The organism is Saccharothrix sp. ALI-22-I, from assembly GCF_001984175.1.
In the GTDB taxonomy this organism is placed as follows: domain Bacteria; phylum Actinomycetota; class Actinomycetes; order Mycobacteriales; family Pseudonocardiaceae; genus Actinosynnema.
Window position 1 is genome coordinate 98678 of the sequence record NZ_MTQP01000054.1, and the last position, 18449, is coordinate 117126.

Consider the following 18449-nt stretch of genomic DNA (forward strand, 5'->3'; position numbering starts at 1 on the left):
CGGCCACGCCTCCTGCCGCCACGTCACGACGGCCTCTTCGTCGCGTTCGACCGGCCGATGCGCGGGCATCTGCGGGCTGAACCCATGCGGTGCAACAACAACGACACCCCGCGCAGGGTGTACCGGATCCGGACGAGCCGCCCGATCAGATCAGCGACCCGCGCCAGGGTCCACCGCTGATCCTCGGTGTAGCCGTGTGCGGCCGGCCCCTCGTCCAGCGCGGCGGCCAGCCGGTCCAACTGCTCCGGGGAGAGCCGACACCCGGTGCCCGACGGCCCCTTGGACGCCAACCCGACCTCACCGTCTGCCAGCCATCGCCGCCGCCACACGTACACCGCGTTGTGCGACACCCGAAGCCGTCTGGCGATCTCCGGCACCGACACGTCCTGGGCGAACGACTCCGCCGCCTGAGACCTCGGCCCGTTGGCCACGGCACGGCTCTCACCGGGCGGTGTGGAGTGAGCGGTTGAGTTCGGTGACGTTCACCGTCTCGGTGAAACCGCCACCGGTGCTCGCCGAGACGAGCTGCCGCACCTCCTGCTCGGACAGGCCGGTCTCCCGTGCCACGCGGGGCACCTGCAACTCGGCGTAGGCCGGGCTGATGTGCGGGTCCAGGCCGGACGCCGAGGCGGTGACGGCGTCCGGCGGCACCTGGTCCTCGGACACGCCCTCGCGTTGCGCGATCGTGGTGCGGCGTTCCGCGATCACGGCGTCGTAGTCGGCGTTGCGCTCACCCTTGTTGGAACCACCGGACGCGGGCAGCGTCGCCGCCGACGGTCGGGTGTGGAACCACTGGTCGCCTTCGCGGTCGACGCCGACGAGGGTGGTGTCGACGGCTTCGGCGTTGGCGTGGAGGCCGGGGATGCGGCTGACCGTCCAGACCGCGGCCGGGTAGAGGATTCCGGTGATCACCGTGAGCACGAGCAGGACGCGCAGTCCGGCGGAGGCCTGCTTGAGGAAGTTGTTCACCACGGTCACCCGATTCCAGGGATCAGACCGACGAGCAGGTCGATCAGCCAGATCCCGGCGAACGGCGTCACGATGCCGCCCAGGCCGTAGATCAGCAGGTTGCGCCGCAGCAGAGCCGAGGCGTTGGAGGGCTTGTAGCGGACACCGCGCAGCGCCAGCGGGATCAGCACCACGATGACCAGCGCGTTGAAGATCACCGCCGAGAGGATCGCCGACTGCGGCGAGCCCAGCGCCATGATGTTGAGCTTGTCCAGCTGCGGGTAGATCGCGGCGAACATGGCGGGCAGGATGGCGAAGTACTTCGCCAGGTCGTTGGCCACGCTGAACGTCGTCAGCGCACCACGCGTGATCAGCAGTTGCTTGCCGATCTCCACGATCTCGATCAGCTTGGTCGGGTCGGAGTCCAGGTCCACCATGTTCCCGGCCTCTTTCGCGGCCGACGTGCCGGTGTTCATCGCCACGCCGACGTCGGCCTGCGCCAACGCCGGCGCGTCGTTGGTGCCGTCGCCGGTCATCGCGACCAGCTTGCCGCCCTCCTGTTCCTTGCGGATCAGGGCCATCTTGTCCTCGGGCTTGGCCTCGGCGAGGAAGTCGTCCACCCCGGCTTCGGCCGCGATCGCCTTGGCGGTCAACGGGTTGTCACCGGTGACCATGACCGTGCGGATGCCCATCGCGCGCAGTTCGGCGAACCGTTCCCGCATACCGGGCTTGACCACGTCCGACAGCCGGATCACGCCCAGCACCGTGCCGTTGTCGGCCACCACGAGCGGCGTGCCGCCCTCGGCGCTGATCTCGTCCACGATCGCTTTCGTGCTCTGGTCGAGCGTGAACGCGCTGGCTGCGCCCTTGCGGATGCTCCGGCCGCCCAGGTCGATGCCGCTCATCCGGGTCTGTGCCGTGAACGGCACGAACTCACCGGTCTTCTCCTGATCGGTCGGCTCGGCCGCGCGTCCGTACCGGGTCACGCACAGCTCGACCACGCTGCGGCCCTCGGGAGTTCCGTCGGCGAGACTGGACAACCGGGCGGCGTCCACCAACGCGTCGATCGTGGTGCCGCCGGCCGGGATGAACTCGGTGGCCTGCCGGTTGCCCCAGGTGATGGTGCCGGTCTTGTCCAGCAGCAGCGTGTCGATGTCGCCCGCCGCCTCAACCGCCTTGCCGGAGGTGGCCAGGACGTTGCGCTGCACCAGCCGGTCCATGCCCGCGATGCCGATCGCGGACAGCAGCGCGCCGATCGTGGTCGGGATCAGGCACACCAGCAACGCCGTCAGCACGATCACCGACTGCTCGCCACCCGAGAAGATCGCGAACGGCTGCAACGCCACCACGGCGAGCAGGAAGATGATCGTCAACGTGGACAGCAGGATCGTCAACGCGATCTCGTTCGGCGTCTTCTGCCGCTGCGCGCCCTCCACCAGCGCGATCATCCGGTCCACGAACGACTCACCGGGCTTGGTCGTGATCTTGACGACGATCCGGTCGGACAGCGCAGTCGTGCCGCCCGTAACGGCCGAGCGGTCACCACCGGACTCGCGGATGACCGGGGCGGATTCGCCGGTGATGGCCGACTCGTCCACCGTGGCGATGCCCTCGACCACGTCACCGTCACCGGGGATCACCTCGCCCGCCTCGACGACCACCAGGTCACCGACGTGCAGCTCGGTGCCGGGCACCCGTTCCTCGCCGCCTTCGGTGAGACGGCGCGCGACGGCGTCCTTCTTGGTCTTGCGCAGCGAGTCGGCCTGCGCCTTGCCCCGTCCTTCGGCCACGGCCTCGGCCAGGTTCGCGAACAGAACCGTCAACCACAGCCACACCGCGACCGCGATGGTGAACACGCTGGGATCACCGACGGCGAACACGGTGACCAGCAACGAGCCCACCCAGACGACGAACATGACCGGGTTGCGCAACTGGTGGCGCGGGTCGAACTTGCGCAGCGCGTCGGGGAACGACTTGAGCAGCTGCTCGGGGTTGAAGAGGCCCGCAGCGACCTGGTGGCCCAGGTTCCGGGCGTGGCGCTCGCGGACCTCGTCGGGGGTCCGCTGCGGGCGATCGGTCGTGGTCGTCACAGCAGGGCCTCCGCGATGGGACCGAGAGCGAGAGCGGGGACGAAGGTCAGCGCGGCGACAAGCACGATCGCCCCCGCGAGCAGGGTCGCGAACAGCGGTCCCGTGGTGGGCAGGGTCCCGGCGGTCTCCGGCACCTTCTTCTGCGCGGCGAGGGAACCGGCCAGGCACAGCACGGCGATGATCGGGACGAACCGACCCAACGCCATGCACACACCCAGCGAGGCCTGGAACCAGTCGTTGGTGACCGTGATGCCGGCGAACGCGCTGCCGTTGTTGTTGGCCGCCGACGCGTAGGCGTACAGGATCTCCGACAGCCCGTGCTCACCCGGATTGTTCAACGCCGCCTGCGTGCCCGGCAGGATCGCCGCGATCCCGGCGCCGATGAGCAGCACGGTCGGCATCGCCAGGATCGACACCGCCGCGGCGGTCACTTCCCGCTTGCCGAGCTTCTTGCCCAGGTACTCCGGCGTGCGGCCGACCATCAGGCCCGCCAGGAACATCGCGATGACCGCCATCACCAGGATGCTGTACAGGCCAGTGCCGACACCGCCGGGCGTCATCTCGCCGAACAGGATGTTCAGCATCGCGCCGCCGCCACCGAGACCGGTGAAGCTGTCGTGCATCGCGTTCACCGCGCCGGTCGACGTGTCGGTGGTGGAGTTGGCGAACAGCGCCGAACCTGGGATGCCGAACCGCAGCTCCTTGCCCTCCAACGGCCTGATGCCGTTGGCCTCGGCCCACCAGATCACCGTCAGCATCAGCGCCCAGAGCACGCCCATCACGCTCAGCAGCACGTAACCCTGCTTGCGGTTGCCGACCAGCGTGCCGAACGTGCGGGTCAACGACACCGGGATGACCAGCAGCAGGAAGATCTCGATCAGGTTCGACCACGAGTTCGGGTTCTCGAACGGGTGGGCGGAGTTGGCGTTGAGCACGCCACCACCGTTCGTGCCGAGTTCCTTGATCGCCTCCTGGCTCGCCACCGGCGCGGTCGCCACCTCCTGGCCGTCCACGGAGACACCCGACTTCAGGCTCATCACCACACCCGTGGCCACCAGCACGATCGCGAACACGAACGCCACCGGCAGCAGGATGCGGATCACGCCCCGCGTCATGTCCACCCAGAAGTTGCCCAACCGGTCGGTCCGGTCCCGGACGAAACCACGCACCAACGCGACCGCCACGGCCAAGCCGACCGCCGCGGAGACGAAGTTCTGCACCGTCAGGCCGACCATCTGCACCGTGTGCCCCAGCACCGTCTCCGGCACGTAGGACTGCCAGTTGGTGTTGGTGACGAAGCTGACCGCGGTGTTGAACGCCATGCCGGGCGTCACCGAGCCCCGGTCGAAGTCGAACGGCAGCAACGACTGGAACCGTTGCAACAGGTACAGGAACGCGACACCGACGAACGAGAACCCGAGCACGGCCAGCGCATAGGTGCCCCAGCGCTGTTCCGAATCCGGGTCGATCCGCGCGGTGCGGTAGATCGCGCGCTCGACCTTCATGTGCTTGGTGCCGGTGTAGACGCGGGCCACGTAGTCGCCGAACGGGCGGTAGACCACCGCGAGTGCGGCGATCAAGAGGCCGACCTGCGCCAGGCCGGCCGCAGTCGAGGACATCAGAACTTCTCCGGCCTGATCAGAGCGACGAACAGGTAGCCGATCAACAGCAGGGCGAGCACGCCGCCGACGACGTTCGCCACCACACCGGTGCCACTCACAACTTCTCCAGTCCGCGCACCGTCAGCACCAACACCAGGAACACCCCGACCAGCAGCAACGCGTAGGCCAGATCGGCCATGAACGCGCTCCTTCCCCGACAACAGACCTCGGACCGCGCCTCGGCGGCCATGACCGGCACAGCGTGCGGCAGGAAAATCGGCATCCAGGTCGGCCTGACGCCTCCTTGATGCACCCGAACGTGTCATTGACGCGTTCCTTACGCCCGCCGTGACGCCAGTCATCCGCCTGACAGCGGAGCAGCCCTTCGAACGGCGGCACGGTGTGCCAGGGGTCGTGCAACGATGCGCCTCGGCAGACCTGGTAGGTCGGGAGCCGAGGTCAGCACGGCACGGCGCGGGCTACGCGGTCAGTGCGTCCATTGCGCGGTCGATGAGCACGGCAAAGGGAGTCTTGCCATCGCAGGCGATCCAGGCGTTGGTGGCGGCGTCGGCGCAGGCGAGCGCGGATGCGACGAGGGCACGGGCACGGGGGTCCTCGGCGGTCTCCGGGTCGGTGCCGAGGCGGCGCTGCTGAAGGTCGTCGACGCGGAGAACCCGCCGCTGCGGGTCTTCTTCGGCACCTTCCCCCTCCAGGTCATCCAGCACGTCTACGCCGAGCGGCTCAAGACGTGGGAGGAGTGGGCCGACGTGTCCGCCGAGACCGAAGCCACCCCGGCTTGAGCAGCACGCGGTCTGAGCCTCGGCAGCGCGGGTCAGGCGGACTCGCCCGCGTCCCGCTCCCGCAGGTACCGGGTGTGGTCGGCCTGCTGGTTCACGTCCGCCGCGTACACGCGTTCGGCCAGGCGGTGCGCCTCGGCCTCCAGCAGGCCGAGTTGGGTCACCAATTCGTCACCCGGGCTCGGCTCGCCGCCCGCCCGCTGCTTCACCGCGAACCACCACGGCAGGTTCAGGTACGTCTGCACGGACAGCGGCAGGTCGGTGCGCGCCAGGCGGACCACGGTGTGCCGCAGGTCCGGGTTGGCGGCCAACGCCGCGGGTCGGGCGAGGAGATCGCCGAGCACCGCCGCGATCCGACCCACGGCGGCCACCGCGGGTTCAGGGATGCGGGAGGTCTGCGCACCGACCTCGCGCACCAGACCGTCGAGGTCCGCGCGGAGCTGTCCGGCCTCGGTGACCGCGTCCACCGGCACCAGCCGGACCTTCTCCGGTGGCGCGAGCAGCGCGCCCACCCCGTACAGCCCGGCCACCACCACCGGCCACACCCCGCCGACCACTCCGGTCAGGTACAGCAGCACGCCGACGAGACCGCCGACGCAGCCGACGAGGTTCTTGGTCGAGCCCAGGTAACGGATCATTGGTAACCGCGGATCTCCCGGAACACTTCGCCGAGTTCCGCGTTGCGCGCGTCGAACACCTTGCCGCCGGTCATGGTGGCCACCTGGCCCAGTTCCGCGCTGCTGCCCTCGCCGAACAGCACGGTGAACACCGGGATCTGGCGCAACGGCGCGGGAATCCTGCCGAACGACGACTGGAAGTCGGACAGGCCCGAGCCGTTGGCGTTCTCGCCGTCGGTCATCAGCACGATGGACGTGAACCGGTCCGGGTCGGCCGAGACCAGTGGCTCCATCACCTCGTAGGCACGGGAGAGGCTGTCGTAGATGGCCGTGCCGCCGCCGTCCTGCAACCCTTCCGCGAAGGCCTTGATCTCCGCCAACTCGGCCTGCGGATCCCCCTCGGGCAGGGTGAACGTGCGAGGTTCGCCGGGCACGTCGTTGAACGGCAGCATGGTCACCTCCTCCCGGCTGCGGAACTGGCGGAAGCGGCCGGTGAGCGAGTCGTCCGCGCCGGTCAGGCCGACCAGCGCGGACCGCAGCGACTCGATCCGGTCACCCGCCATCGAACCCGACGTGTCGAGCACGTACAACGTCCGCGACGGGCGCCGGATCTGGTTGAAGTAGGCCGAGAGCAGCGCGTCGACCGAGTCGCGCGCGGCCGGGAACGGCAGCTCGACCAGGTCCCGCACGGCGAACCGGGAGTCCAGCTCGACACCCGGCACGACCGGTCGCCGGTGCGTGGTCTCCATGATCTTGCGCTGCACGTCCGGGGTGCGCAGGTGGTCGGTGAGGCGTTGGTGCGAGCCGCGCACGTCGTCACCGGCGTCCGTGAGCAGGGTCAGCGGGTAGTCCGCGGTGACCACGCCGTCGCTCGGGTAGACCACGGTGAGCGGTTCGGGCAGGTTGCCGGCGGCGTTCATGGACAGCAACACCGACTCGTAGTTGATCAGCCCGTCGACCTGGTCGCCGGGGTCCTGACCGGATGCGCGGCGCTGATATGCCTCCGACAGCCAGCCCGACGAGCCCGCGGACAGCGCCTGCGCGCTGAAGAAGCTCTTGAGCTGCGGCGTCACCGCCGCGATCTGGCCGGCGTCCACGGCGTTGCCCGCCCCGGCCAACGCCGACGCCACGCCCACCAGCGCGGAGAAGCCGGAGTTCGACGACGACGGGTCGGTCATGCCGTAGCTGAACGCCTTGCGCCCGGCCTGCTCGGCGATCTCGGCCCAGCCGACCTGCCGGTCCGCCCACCCCAGCCGCTTCGCCGACGACTCCGACAGGCCGAGCACCACCGGCGAACTCATGATCTTGACCTGGTTGCCGAGCCGTTTCGCGGCCTCCGGGATGCCCGCCGGGTAGCGGTTGGCGGAGAACCAGACGGCGTCGTACTTGCCGTCCACCTCGCCCTTCGCCAACGCCTCGGCGCCCTCCAGGGTGCCGGTGAAGGTGAACTTCACCGTGATCCCGGTGGCTTTGGCGGCCTCGTCCAGCACCGGCTGCATGTCGGTCAACTCGCTGCCCGCGAGCACCCGCAGCACACCCGGTTGCGCCGGGCCGGCCGGCGCGGCCGGGTCCGGGTCGTCGGTGCACCCGGCCAGCAACGCGGCGAGCACGAGCCCCGTACCCACGAGCGCAGTCCTCATCGGTCCCCCTCGACAGCCGCCGCGTCGTGCGAGCGGCGCAGATGCTCTTCGGCGCGGCGGATCTCCCCCGACAGTGACTCGACGGTCACCGCCATCGTGCGCACCGCGACCGCCCGGTAGCCGTCGACCGCGTCGATCGCCGCGTAGATCCGGTCGAACGAGGCGCGGATCGTCTCCACCGCGACCGCCGGGTCGCTGCCCGCCCGGCGGATCTCCGCGCTCTGCAAGTCGAGCAGCTCGGTGTTGGCCCTGATCAGCCCGTCGGTGGTGGACTGCAGCGCGGCGATCTCGTCCAGCACGTCCCGCTGGCTCGCCAGGGCGCCGCTCACCAGCAGCGCGACCCGCAACGCGGCCACCGTCGTGGACACCGCGCGTTCCACGCCCCGGATCAGCTCGTCGTTGTTGCGGCGCACCAGGTCCAGCGCGAGGTAGCCCTGGGCGCTGACCGCGAGCTGGGTCAGCAGGTCCTGGTGGCGTTGGCGGATCGGGTGCTGCACGTCGGCGCGCAGCGCTCGGGCCCGTGCCGGGTCGGTCAGGTCGAACACGTCGGCCTGCCGGTCGATCGCCGCGTCCACCGCCTCGGCGAACGCGGCGGCCTCGGACAGCTTGCCCATGGCCCGCCACAACCGCTCCCGCTCGCCCTTGATGGCGGCGTTGTCGCGGCGCAGCTGGTCCTGCCGGTTGCGCAGGTCGACCACCAGCGCGTTCACCGGCTCACCGGCCGCGCGGTAGCGGTCGAGGGCTTTCTTCGCGGCGTTCGCGGCGGGGAAGACCTTCAGCAGCTTGCGGCCGGTGATCGGCAGCTTGCTCGGGTCGAGTTCGGCGACCGTGCGGCGCAGGCCGGACAGGGACGTGGTGACCTGTACCTGCGGTGAGTTGTCGCGCATCGCGCGGGCGGAGCGGTCCAGCATCGCGCCGGCCACGCCCGCCGCGGCACGCATGTCGACCTCGCCGACCGCGAGCACGTCGTCCAGCACGGTGGTGAACTCCGGTGACCGGACGTCCAGCGCCTGCAGGCGTTCGGTGAACCGTTCGGCCCGGCGGTCGATGTCCTCGCGCACGTCGTCGCCGAGCGCGATCAGCCCGGCCGCGCGTTCGACCGGGACGGGCGTCACCGGCTCCGGCGGGGTGAGGGTGAACTCGTCCATCAGATTTCGGCGAGGGGACCCGTCGCTTTAGCTGCGGGGTGAATCGCCGCTACGAGGCCGGACCAGTCGTTCTTGCTTGTGCCGGGCATCCTCGCCACCTCCCTCGATAAGTAGATGTGTCGTGCGTGTGTAATGATCGAGTGGTTGTGGCCAGGAAGGTTCGCCGTTTCTCCGATGGCGCGTATGACCTCGGGCTGCACGTGGTGTGGTGCCCGAAGTACTGCCGCCCGGTGCTCGGCGGCCGGGTCGCGGCACGTCTGGACGAGCTGATCCGCGCCAAGGCCGACGAGCGGGGGTGGGAGATCGTGGCGCTGGACGTGGTGTCCGACCACGTGCACCTGTTCGTCAAGCACGACCCGAAAGCGTCGGCCTCATACGTGGCGAACCAATTCAAAGGATCCACCTCGCGCGTGCTGCGGGAGGAGTTCCCGCACCTGCGGACGCGGTTGCCGACGTTGTGGTCGTCGTCGTACTTCGCTGCCTCGGTCAGCGCGGTGAGCGCGGACACGGTGCGGCGGTACATCGACACCCAGTGGGAACGCCCGGGGAAGAAGGAGGCGCGTTCGTGAGACGCGCCTACAAGTTCCTCCTCCGGCCCACGGCCAAGCAGGTGCAGGCGCTGGCGGAGATGCTTCGGGATCACTGTTCGCTCTACAACGGGGCGTTGCAGGAACGACGCGACGCCTACCGCCACCCGTCGAAAACCACCGTGCGGTACGGGGACCAGTCCGCACAGTTGAAGGAGATCCGGACGTTCGACCCCGAACGCCAGGGCCGGTGGTCGTTCTCGTCGCAGCAGGCCACCCTGCGGAGGCTGGACAAGGCGATGCGAGCGTTCTTCCGCCGCGTCAAGGCCGGTCGGACGCCGGGTTACCCACGTTTCAAGGGTTCCGGGCACTTCGACACCGTGGAGTTCCCCAAGGATGGCGACGGCTGCCGCTGGGACTCCACCCCTCACGACCGTCAGACCCGCGTCCGGTTGCAGGGCGTCGGGCACATTCGGGTCCACCAGCACCGGCCCGTACACGGTCGGGTCAAGACCGTCAGCGTCAAGCGCGAGGGCAAGCGCTGGTACGTCATCCTCGCCTGCGACGACGTGCCGGACGTGCCACTCCCGGCAACCGGGTCGATCGTCGGCATCGACATGGGCACGGTGCACTTCTTCACCGACTCCAACGGGAACCACGAGGAGAACCCGCGATTCCTGAAGTCGATGGCCGACGTACTGGCCGCCGCTCAGCGTGTGCTGGACGCCTTCCCCAAACGCACCCGACATCGCACCAGGAAACACCGGGCCGCAGCGCGAAAGGTCGCCCAGCTTCACTCGAAGATCCAGCGCCAGCGCCTCGACCACCACCACAAGGCAGCAAACGCCCTGATCACCGAGCACGACGCAATCGGGCACGAGAAGCTGAACACGATGGGCATGACACGAGCGCCCGCACCCAAGCCCGACCCGGACAACGCGGGCTCGTTCCTTCCGAACAGGGCTGCCGCGAAGGCCGGGCTGAACCGCAGCATCCTGGACGCGGGCTGGGGACTGTTCCTCCGAATCCTGGCGAACAAGGCTGAGAGCGCCGGTCGCCGAGTGATCCCGGTGGACGCCCGCAACACCTCCCGCACGTGCCCGCCTTCCGCCGGAGGATGCGGGCACGTGAGCGCGGAGAACCGCACCACCCAAGCCAAGTTCGAGTGCGTCGAGTGCGGGTTCGTGGAGAACGCGGACCGCGTCGGCGCGCTGAACGTCATGCACAGGGCCGGGCTGGTCCTCTGCGCGGAAGCCTAGCCACCGACGCAGAAAGCCCGCGCCTTGAGGCGTGGGCGGAGTCACCACTTTCCGACCGCGTCGAGCAGGCGTTCCAGCGTCTCGAACGACGGCGGTTCGACCGCGTCCACCAGGTCGGCGGGCGCCTTGTCCCCCACCACCTCGGCGAACAGCCGCGGGTCGCTGGTGCGGAAGCCGAACGTGGCGGCGAGCTTGCCCAGTTCGGGGTCGGTGCTCAGCAGCCGGCCGACCTGGTCGCCCTTGTCGGACAACGGGACCAGCGTGTGCTTGGAGTACACGGTCGGCGCGAGGTAGAGCAGGCGCATGTCCGGGCGGATCGAGCCGTCGGCGCGCAGCACGCGGTCGAGGAACTGGGACTCGTAGATCAGCGCCAGCGGCGTCTTGCCCATGCCGGCCGCGAGGTAGTCCTCGAACGGGCCCTCGGTGCTGTTCTGCGTGTAGCCCTGGTCACGGAAGAGCCTGGAGACGTCGGGCAGGACGGCCGCTTCCTGTTCCGGCGTGCCGACCACGGTGTTGCCGTTGGCCACGAACGCCGCGATGGACAGGTACATCGCCGCGGAGTTCGACTCGCTGGGGTTGGTCGTGGTGACGAGGATGTTCTTCCGGGCCGGGTAAGCGGTGTTGCCGGGCAGCTGGTCCCAGCGCGTGCCGGCCTTGGTCAGCTCCAGGTACTTGGCCACGTCGAGGACCTGGTAGTCGCCCGCGCCCTTGGTCACGACACCGGCCGTTTGCAGCAGCTGCACGATCGGCTCGAACGTGGCCACGGCCATCGGCGACTGGAACGGCGTGTAGGCGGCGGTCGTCTTGCGATCGCGCTGGATCCGCTGCGCGGCGGGCGAGGACGCCGGGAACGCGAACTCGTACTTGCCGAGATCGACGGAGGTGGCGATCTGCCGGGAACCGGCGGTGTCCACCTCGACCTTCAGGCCGTGCTTGGCGAACGCGTCGATCACTCGTTGGTCGCTGAAGAAGGCCAGCTTCTCCGACCCGATGACGCCGCGCACGGCGGTCAACTCACCTTGCTCGCCGCCCTCTGCGTCGTCCGAACGGCCCCACACGACCACCGCGACGACAGCGGCCAACAACACCACGGCCAAGCCGATGGACAACCGGCGCTTCACTAGACCCGCTCACCCCCGTGTTCACCCTGATCATCTCTCCCGCTCGACTCGTTTGACGCGCGAAGTGGCCATCAGCGGGCGAAGGATTGGTGAACGGAAGGCGTCGATCTCGCATACACGGCGGCAATCAGCGTAACCGCGCACGCGGCGTAGGCGGCCGTGCGCGGTGAGGTGAGTTCGGCCAGCGCCGGGCCGGCCAGCGCGCCGACGAACGTCGCCACCGCCTCACCGGTGAACAGCACCGCGCTGACCCGTCCCAGCACTTCGGTGGGCGTCACCCGTTGCAGCGCGGTCTGCGCGACGACGAGGACCGCGGAACCGGACAGCCCGATGAGCACGGCGGCGGGTAGGGCGGAGGTCAGCGACCGGGAGCTGAACAGCAGCACGAAACCGACCGAGGTGACGACGAGTGCGGCGGCCAGTAGCGGGCCGGTGCGGAGCCGGTCGACCAGGGAGCGGGTCAGTGGCGCGCCGAGCAGGAACCCGACGCCGAGCCCGGACAGCACCAGCCCGACCACCGCACTGCCGCCGAGGGTGGTGATGCCGAACGGGACCAGCAGTGCGCTGAGCGAGGCGTTCGCGGCCAGGAAGATGGTGGTGACGACCAGGAGCGACGAGGCTGTTCGTTCCGATCGGAGGAACGCGAGGCCTTCGGCCAGTTCCTTGCCCACGTTGGTTGTGGTGTTGCCGCTTGAGCGCTTGGACATCAACGCGATCAGACCGGCCGAGACCAGGTAGCTGACGATGTCCGCCAGCACCAACGCGTGGAAGCCCACCAGGCTCATCAGCGCGCCGCCCAGTGGTGCACCGACGAGCCTGGCGACGCCGTCGGTGATGGAGTTCAACGCGTTGGCGCCGCTCAACGCCGTGCCGGTGCCGACCACGACCGGTGTGTGCGCTTGGGCGGCCGGGCGGAACACGACCGTTCCGGTGCTCTCGATCACCAGTGCGACGTAGACCAGCCAGAGGTCATCGGGGTCCCGTACGAGCAGTAGCAAGGCGACGGCGGCGGCGCGCAGCAGGTCGGCCGCGAGCATGACCCGCCGCCGGTCCCAGCGATCGACCAGGACCCCGGCGACCGGCCCGAGCAGCACCGGCGGCAGGAACTCCGCCGCCAGCGCCACACCTGTCGCCATCAGCGAGCCGGTGAGCTCGAAGACGTGCGCGGGCACGGCCACCACGAGCAGCCAGGTACCGAACACGCTGACCGTCCGTGCCGCCCACAGCAGCCGGAAATCCCCCACGCGCAACGCCGTCAGCACACGCCCCACCCCCCGGTTGACGTGGCAGTCGCACCTCGCGCCGGTGATCGCCGACGCTCTGGCCGCCGTGCCCGCGGACCGGAGGCCGTTCGGCTCAGTAGGCCATGAAGAGGATCTCGTCGCGGGAGTAGTCGTGCCCCGGGTGGTTCTCCTTGAGGTGCTTCTGGGTCTTCGCCACCAGGTCGTCCTCGTCCTGACCGACGATCTGCTCTCCACAGGGGCAGGTGATGTTCCGCTTCATCTCAATCCTCCGCTGCTGATCTCCAAGCCGACTCTACTGAAGGCCGCGCGGATGTCGACCGGTGCGTATTCGCCACGCTGATGGCGCCCGGATCTCCGCACGATCGCGGACGTTATCGGGCAGCGCCACGCCGAACGCGTCGGTGAGGACGCGTTCGGCGAGCGGTGGGGGTCTGGACTAGCGGCGGCGCAGGACGCGCGGGTCGGCGCCGAGGTTGTCGCCCAGTCGGAGGGTGATGAACTCGTTGTTGTCCGGTTTGCCCGGCGTGCGGCCCGACGAGGACGGGAAGTTGTTGTCGTTGAGCACGCCGATGGTGCGGTCGTCCAGGATCACCACGTCCTCGATCGTGACGAACGGGAAGGTGAACGTCTCGCCGAAGCCGCCGACCTTGCGCGGGTTGGCGATGTCCAGCAGGTCGGCCACCAGGGTCTTGTCCAGCTTGCCGTCGTGGTCGCGGTCCCGCTTGTCGGCCAGGTAGACCCGCTTCACGCGGGCGTCCACGCCTTGCGCGCCGTCCCGTTCGACCACGAGCAGCCGGTTGCGGTCCACGGTGATGGCGTCGCCGATCGCGTGCTCCGGCTTGTCCAGCTGGTAGGTCCAGCGGACGCCGGTGTACTGGCCGCGCTGCAGGTCGAACTCGTTGAGCCGCAGGCTGCCGGGCTGGTCACCCGCGACCGTGCCCTCCAGCAGGGCGTCCAGCGTGCGGCCGTCGGCGGACAGCGCCAGGCCTTCGTATCCCCTGCTGCCGCCCAGGTTCGGCGTGCCCGCCGGGTTCTCCGGGGCGAAGACGCCGGGCAGCGGCACGGGCGGGGCGAGCAGCCGGCCGGCGCGGTCGAAGTGCAGCAGGTACGGGCCGAACTCGTCGCCCATCCAGTACGTGCCGTCGTTGGCGCGCGTGATCGACTCCACGTCGAAGTCCGCGCCGGTGAGCACCCGGTCGGGTCGGGTCAGCGGGAACGGCACTTGCCCGTTCGGGTCGGTCAGCGTGACGCCGCCGACCACGTCCACCGCGCCGGTGGCGAAGTCGGGGCCGATGCGGTGCACGCGCAGGGTGAAGTCGGCGCTGTTGGCCTTGGTGCCGTAGCCGTTGTCGGACAACACGTCGAACGTGCCGTCGGCGTTGCGCAGCACACCGCTGAAGCCCTGCACCGGCTGGTCGGCGAACGGAGGCACGATCCCGTTGACCGGGGCGGTGCCGAGCGCCGAACCGGACGGCTCGCTGGCCGGCACGAACGTCGCGGCGGCCAGCGCGGCGAACCCGGTCAACGTGGCGCGGCCGAAGTCGTGGCGGCCGGTGGGCTCGGCCGACCCCGGCACCGCCACCGATGCCAGGACGAGTGCGGACAGACCGATGACCAGCGGTCTCCTCATGAGCGTTCCGTTCTGCCGTGGCGCGCCCACTCGGGGCACGCGGTGCGCGGAACGCTAGGAGCACGCGGTGAACATCCGGTGTCGCGCGACCTCAGCGAGTCGGGGCGGCGGGCCGGCCGGTGTTGCCGGTGAACGTCAGCCGCAGGTAGCAGTGGCTGCCTGAGACCGGAATGGTGGACTTGCGCTCGCTTGTGGCGATGGTTCAGGCGTCTTCGAGTAGCGCCCGGATCGCGAGGCGGGTGTCCGGCGCGACGCGGTCCGGTGGCGTCCGATCGGCGGGCCACGGTCGGCCGTGGCTGATCCAGAACGTGGCCAGTCCGGCCTCTCGACCGCCGGCGATTCCCAGATCCGGGCTGTCGCCGACGGTCCAGCCACCTTCGACGGAGCCGCCGAGGTGGCGCGGCCAGCCGGAAGATCGCCGGGTCCGGCTTGCGCATGCCGACCTCGCCGGACACGCACCAGCCGTCCACGTGGTCGGCGAGACCCGTGCGGCGGATCTTGGCGACCTGGTTGTCCGGCTGACCGTTGGTGACCACGCGCTGTTCCTCCAGGAACGCGCGCACCTCGTCCGGCGTCATCGTGATCAGGGCCCGGCGCGACATGGCGTCAGGATAGGCGGCTGCCCTCGTGCGTCACGGGCGAGCCGGGACCGGCCGTGAGATCGCCGACGACCCGCTTGTCCAGCAACGTCAGGAACACGTCCACCAGATCGGGGTCGAACCGGGCGCCCCGCCCGGACCGCAGTTCGCGCACCGCGTGCTCGTGCGTCAACGCCCGCCGGTGCGGTCGGTCGGCCCGCATCGCCGCCCACGCGTCGCACACGGACAGGATTCGCGCCTCGATCCGGATGTCGTCCCTCATCAGACCGGCCGGGTAGCCGGCGCCGTCCCACCGCTCGTGGTGCTGACGGATCACCTCCGCCACCTCACCGTGGTCGGGCAGCACGCCGACCATCCGGGCGCCGCTGTCCGGGTGCTCCTGCAGGAGGTGCCACTGCTGGTCGGTGAGCGGGCCGGATTCGGCGAGCAGGTCGTCCGGCAGCACGATCATGCCGACGTCCAGCAGGCGTCCCGCGCGGTGCGCGGTGCGGATCTCGCCCGGGTCGCGCTTCAGGTGTTCGGCGACGGTGCGCGCCCACTCGGCGATGGCCAGGCTGCGCCCGGGACTCGCCACGCGCAGGTCGACCAGGTCCGCGACCTGGTTCAGGTAGTCCACCGCGACGTCCTCCCGGTGTTCGGTGAGCGATGTGCCACCGGCGACCGCGCGGTCACGACCAAGGTCCTTGGCCAGGTACAGCGCACGGTCAGCCGCGGACACCAGCGCGGACGCCGTGCCGTAGTGCGGCGCGAACGCGGCGGTGCCGGCCGAGAGCGTAACCGTCACCGAACGCCGACCGCTCACGGCGATCGGGTGGTGCGAGACACCGTGCCGCAGCCGTTCGGCCAACCGTTTCAGGTTCTCGACGTCGGCACCGGTCGCGATCAGCGCGAACTCCTCCCCGCCGTACCGGGCGAGCACCCGGTCGGACCCGGCGACGGCACGCAGCCGGGTGGCCACCTCCACCAACACCCGGTCACCAGCCGGGTGCCCGAACCGGTCGTTGATCGACTTGAACCGGTCGACGTCGAGGATCAGCACGCCCAACGGGCTGCCGGTGCGCTTGGCCCGCGCCACCTCGTCGGCCAGCCGTGCCTCGAAGTACCGGCGGCTGCCCAGCCGGGTGAGGCTGTCGGTGATGGCGAGGCTGCGCTGGTCCACCGCGAGGCCGGCGAGCCGGGTGGCGGTCAACGCGAACAGCACCGCGCAGCCGGCCGCGATCACCGGCACGTCCCGGCGCACGCCCTGGTAGTGCTGCACGAGCAGCACCAACGGCCCGATCAACGCGCCCGTGGACAGGATCGCCAGTCTTGGCCAGCTCAACCGTAACGCGGGCACGTCGACGGCCTGCGCCATGCGTGCCATCGACGGGTGCAGCGCGCACGCGCCGAGCGCTACGTTGCCGGTCAGCCAGATCGCGTCCAGGAAGTTGCCCGCCTCGTAGCTGAGGTCGAGGCGTTGCAGCACGTACACGGTGTCGGCGGTGAGGATCGCGGCCAGCCACAGGGCGAGCAGCACGAACGACGCGCCGCGCCAGCCGCCGCCGAACAGCAGCCGCAGTGAGACCAGCAGCAGCACCAGGTCCATCAGCGGGTAGGCCAGCGACACCATCTCGACCAGCAGCGGTGTGCCGAGGCGGGTCTGGGGGCCGATCACGAACACCCACGACAGCAGGCCCGCGACCACGGTGAGCGAGACCGAGTCGAGCAGGCCGGGCAGGTCGCGGTCCGAGCGGCGTTGCCGGATCAGCATGAGCAGGCCGGCCACGACGAGCGGGTAGTGGCCGAGGTAGAAGGCGTCGGCGACGGACGGGTAGCCGGTCTCGTTCAGCACGTAGTGCGAGCTGTAGAAGGTGGTGTCGGCCAGGGCGTACACCAGTTGGCCGGCCCCGAGCACGATCCACGGCGCGCGGGGTTCCGGTTTGTTGCGCCGCACCCCCCACCACACGGCGAGGGCGGCGGACGTGCTGACCGCGCAGTAGACGATCACGCGGAGCGGGATCGTGCCGACGAAGATCGGCAGTGCATAGTAGACCCCGACCGATGACAGGCCGAAAAGCAGGTAACCTATCCACACGTGGTGCTGCTTTTCGATCGGGATTCCGCGGTTTTCGACCGACGTGACTCCGGCGACGCGCAATCCCGGCTCTCCCCACTGCGGCAACGTTGACGTCCGACAAGTCCGACAAGGCGGAGCCATGAGACCGGCCAAGGGGAGTCCGCGTCAATCGTTGTTGCCGAGTCTTCATCCACACAACCGCGGTGCACGTGCATATGCACGGTGTCGGACGCGCCGATCACGGTGTCGGCCGCATCGATAGAGTGCCTATTGACCATGCCGCGGTCGACGGTGACGTGTGGCGTTCGGACAAGGGGGATGGATGACGAAAGACGCGAAAGACCTGCTGGAGCGGGTGCGCGAGGAGTTGACCGGTGAGGGTGGGACGAACCGGTTGGTGCCGCTGATCGCCCGTGGCGAGGCGCCACCGGGCACGTTGGCGGCGTTGGCGGCCGAGGAGCACCGCATCGTGCGGAGCGACTGGCGGGCGTTCCTCACTTTGGCCGCGCAGTCTCCCGAACCGGCGCAACGCGAGTTCTTCGCGGCGGTCGCGGGAGGTGAAGGGCTGGCGTTGGCCAAGCTGGCCGATTTCGCCGCCGCGTGTGGTCTGAGCCCGGACGACGTGACTGCCTATCGGCCGTTGCCGGGATGTCAGGCGTACCCGTCGTACGTGGCCAGGCTGGCGTTGGACGGCAATCCGCACGACGCTCTCCTCGCGATTCTGGCGAACTTCGCGGAATGGGGTGGCTATTGCGCGACGATCGCCGCGGCACTGCGTGAGCACTACGGTTTCGACGACGCCGGGTGTGCGTTCTTCGACTTCTTCGCCGAACCCGCGCCGGAGTTGGACGCACTGGGACTTCGCGCACTGGACCAGGTGCTCGCGACCGGCTGGAACCCCTCCACCGCGATTCCCTCCGCCCACCTCCTGCACGCCTACGAACTGATGTTCTGGAACACACTCACCGACCTCCCCTGAGCCCGCGTGTCCAACGTCCAGAACGCGCGTGTCCAACCTCCAGAACGCGCGTGTCCTACCTTCAGGACCACTGAGTTCTACGTTCAGGCACCGCTGACCGTTCAACCCCGGCGACCTGAGCGTTCAACTCGGGTGTTCTGAACGTTGGACACGCGTGTTCTGAGTGTTGGACACGCGCGACCGGAACGTTGGA

General features: G+C 69.5%; 18 protein-coding genes. 4 read left to right on the plus strand and 14 right to left on the minus strand.

Going from position 1 to position 18449, the window contains the following annotated elements; genetic code table 11:
• Positions 1 to 23: 23 nt before the first annotated feature.
• Genes ALI22I_RS13905 through ALI22I_RS50800 form a run of 6 tightly spaced genes read right to left on the minus strand, consistent with a single transcriptional unit; the run spans position 24 to position 4922 of the window.
• Positions 24 to 431 (minus strand): helix-turn-helix domain-containing protein, encoded by a 408-nt coding sequence (locus ALI22I_RS13905; RefSeq protein ID WP_202970958.1) that lies wholly within the window; start codon positions 429 to 431, stop codon positions 24 to 26.
• 10 nt (positions 432 to 441) lie between these two features.
• A complete protein-coding gene (locus tag ALI22I_RS13910; protein WP_083751713.1) occupies positions 442 to 969 on the minus strand; it encodes a potassium-transporting ATPase subunit C in 528 nt (175 codons plus the stop codon).
• A gap of 5 nt (positions 970 to 974) precedes the next feature.
• Positions 975 to 3038: a potassium-transporting ATPase subunit KdpB gene (gene kdpB / locus ALI22I_RS13915; RefSeq protein WP_077005903.1), complete on the minus strand. Its 2064-nt coding sequence runs from the start codon at positions 3036 to 3038 to the stop codon at positions 975 to 977.
• A complete protein-coding gene (gene kdpA / locus ALI22I_RS13920; RefSeq protein WP_077005904.1) occupies positions 3035 to 4657 on the minus strand; it encodes a potassium-transporting ATPase subunit KdpA in 1623 nt (540 codons plus the stop codon). Before kdpA ends, kdpB begins: the two co-directional genes overlap by 4 nt.
• Entirely contained in the window at positions 4657 to 4758 is a 102-nt protein-coding gene (gene kdpF / locus ALI22I_RS13925) for a K(+)-transporting ATPase subunit F (RefSeq protein WP_077005905.1), read from the minus strand. The genes kdpA and kdpF overlap by 1 nt, the downstream gene beginning before the upstream one ends.
• Positions 4755 to 4922, minus strand: a complete 168-nt coding sequence (locus tag ALI22I_RS50800; RefSeq protein WP_179118218.1) for a hypothetical protein — start codon at positions 4920 to 4922, stop codon at positions 4755 to 4757. The genes kdpF and ALI22I_RS50800 overlap by 4 nt, the downstream gene beginning before the upstream one ends.
• A 139-nt stretch (positions 4923 to 5061) precedes the next feature.
• Here ALI22I_RS50800 and ALI22I_RS52415 point away from each other — a divergent pair, with 139 nt between their 5' ends.
• Complete coding sequence (locus ALI22I_RS52415; RefSeq protein WP_202970959.1) at positions 5062 to 5439, plus strand: hypothetical protein; 378 nt, start codon at positions 5062 to 5064, stop codon at positions 5437 to 5439.
• Between the two features lie 32 nt (positions 5440 to 5471).
• Here the strand turns inward: ALI22I_RS52415 and ALI22I_RS13935 are convergent, their stop codons facing one another.
• Genes ALI22I_RS13935 through ALI22I_RS13945 form a run of 3 tightly spaced genes read right to left on the minus strand, consistent with a single transcriptional unit; the run spans position 5472 to position 8841 of the window.
• Positions 5472 to 6074: a hypothetical protein gene (locus ALI22I_RS13935; RefSeq protein WP_077005906.1), complete on the minus strand. Its 603-nt coding sequence runs from the start codon at positions 6072 to 6074 to the stop codon at positions 5472 to 5474.
• Positions 6071 to 7693, minus strand: a complete 1623-nt coding sequence (locus ALI22I_RS13940) for a vWA domain-containing protein (RefSeq protein ID WP_077005907.1) — start codon at positions 7691 to 7693, stop codon at positions 6071 to 6073. Before ALI22I_RS13940 ends, ALI22I_RS13935 begins: the two co-directional genes overlap by 4 nt.
• Positions 7690 to 8841: a toxic anion resistance protein gene (locus ALI22I_RS13945; RefSeq protein WP_077005908.1), complete on the minus strand. Its 1152-nt coding sequence runs from the start codon at positions 8839 to 8841 to the stop codon at positions 7690 to 7692. Before ALI22I_RS13945 ends, ALI22I_RS13940 begins: the two co-directional genes overlap by 4 nt.
• A 140-nt stretch (positions 8842 to 8981) precedes the next feature.
• On the opposite strand from ALI22I_RS13945, the gene tnpA reads away from it, so the two are divergent.
• Positions 8982 to 9410, plus strand: coding sequence for an IS200/IS605 family transposase (gene tnpA / locus ALI22I_RS13950; RefSeq protein WP_083751701.1), 429 nt, complete (start codon positions 8982 to 8984; stop codon positions 9408 to 9410).
• Positions 9407 to 10627, plus strand: a complete 1221-nt coding sequence (locus tag ALI22I_RS13955) for an RNA-guided endonuclease InsQ/TnpB family protein (protein ID WP_077005910.1) — start codon at positions 9407 to 9409, stop codon at positions 10625 to 10627. The genes tnpA and ALI22I_RS13955 overlap by 4 nt, the downstream gene beginning before the upstream one ends.
• Before the next feature lie 41 nt (positions 10628 to 10668).
• Here ALI22I_RS13955 and ALI22I_RS13960 read toward each other — a convergent pair whose 3' ends face one another.
• The 5 genes from ALI22I_RS13960 to ALI22I_RS13980 all read right to left on the minus strand — a co-directional run bounded on the left by ALI22I_RS13960 (position 10669) and on the right by ALI22I_RS13980 (position 17295).
• A complete protein-coding gene (locus ALI22I_RS13960; protein WP_077005911.1) occupies positions 10669 to 11748 on the minus strand; it encodes a hypothetical protein in 1080 nt (359 codons plus the stop codon).
• A 71-nt stretch (positions 11749 to 11819) separates the two neighbouring features.
• Positions 11820 to 13010, minus strand: a complete 1191-nt coding sequence (locus ALI22I_RS50805; RefSeq protein WP_179118227.1) for an MFS transporter — start codon at positions 13008 to 13010, stop codon at positions 11820 to 11822.
• Positions 13011 to 13104: 94 nt separating this feature from the next.
• Positions 13105 to 13251: a DUF1059 domain-containing protein gene (locus ALI22I_RS49175; protein WP_077005912.1), complete on the minus strand. Its 147-nt coding sequence runs from the start codon at positions 13249 to 13251 to the stop codon at positions 13105 to 13107.
• Positions 13252 to 13428: 177 nt separating this feature from the next.
• On the minus strand, positions 13429 to 14622 hold the full coding sequence (locus ALI22I_RS13975; protein ID WP_077005913.1) for an esterase-like activity of phytase family protein: 1194 nt from the start codon (positions 14620 to 14622) through the stop codon (positions 13429 to 13431).
• A 606-nt stretch (positions 14623 to 15228) separates the two neighbouring features.
• A complete protein-coding gene (locus tag ALI22I_RS13980) occupies positions 15229 to 17295 on the minus strand; it encodes a diguanylate cyclase (protein ID WP_238598346.1) in 2067 nt (688 codons plus the stop codon).
• Positions 17296 to 17599: 304 nt separating this feature from the next.
• Here ALI22I_RS13980 and ALI22I_RS13985 point away from each other — a divergent pair, with 304 nt between their 5' ends.
• Positions 17600 to 18256 (plus strand): transcriptional regulator, encoded by a 657-nt coding sequence (locus ALI22I_RS13985; RefSeq protein WP_077005914.1) that lies wholly within the window; start codon positions 17600 to 17602, stop codon positions 18254 to 18256.
• Positions 18257 to 18449: the final 193 nt, after the last annotated feature.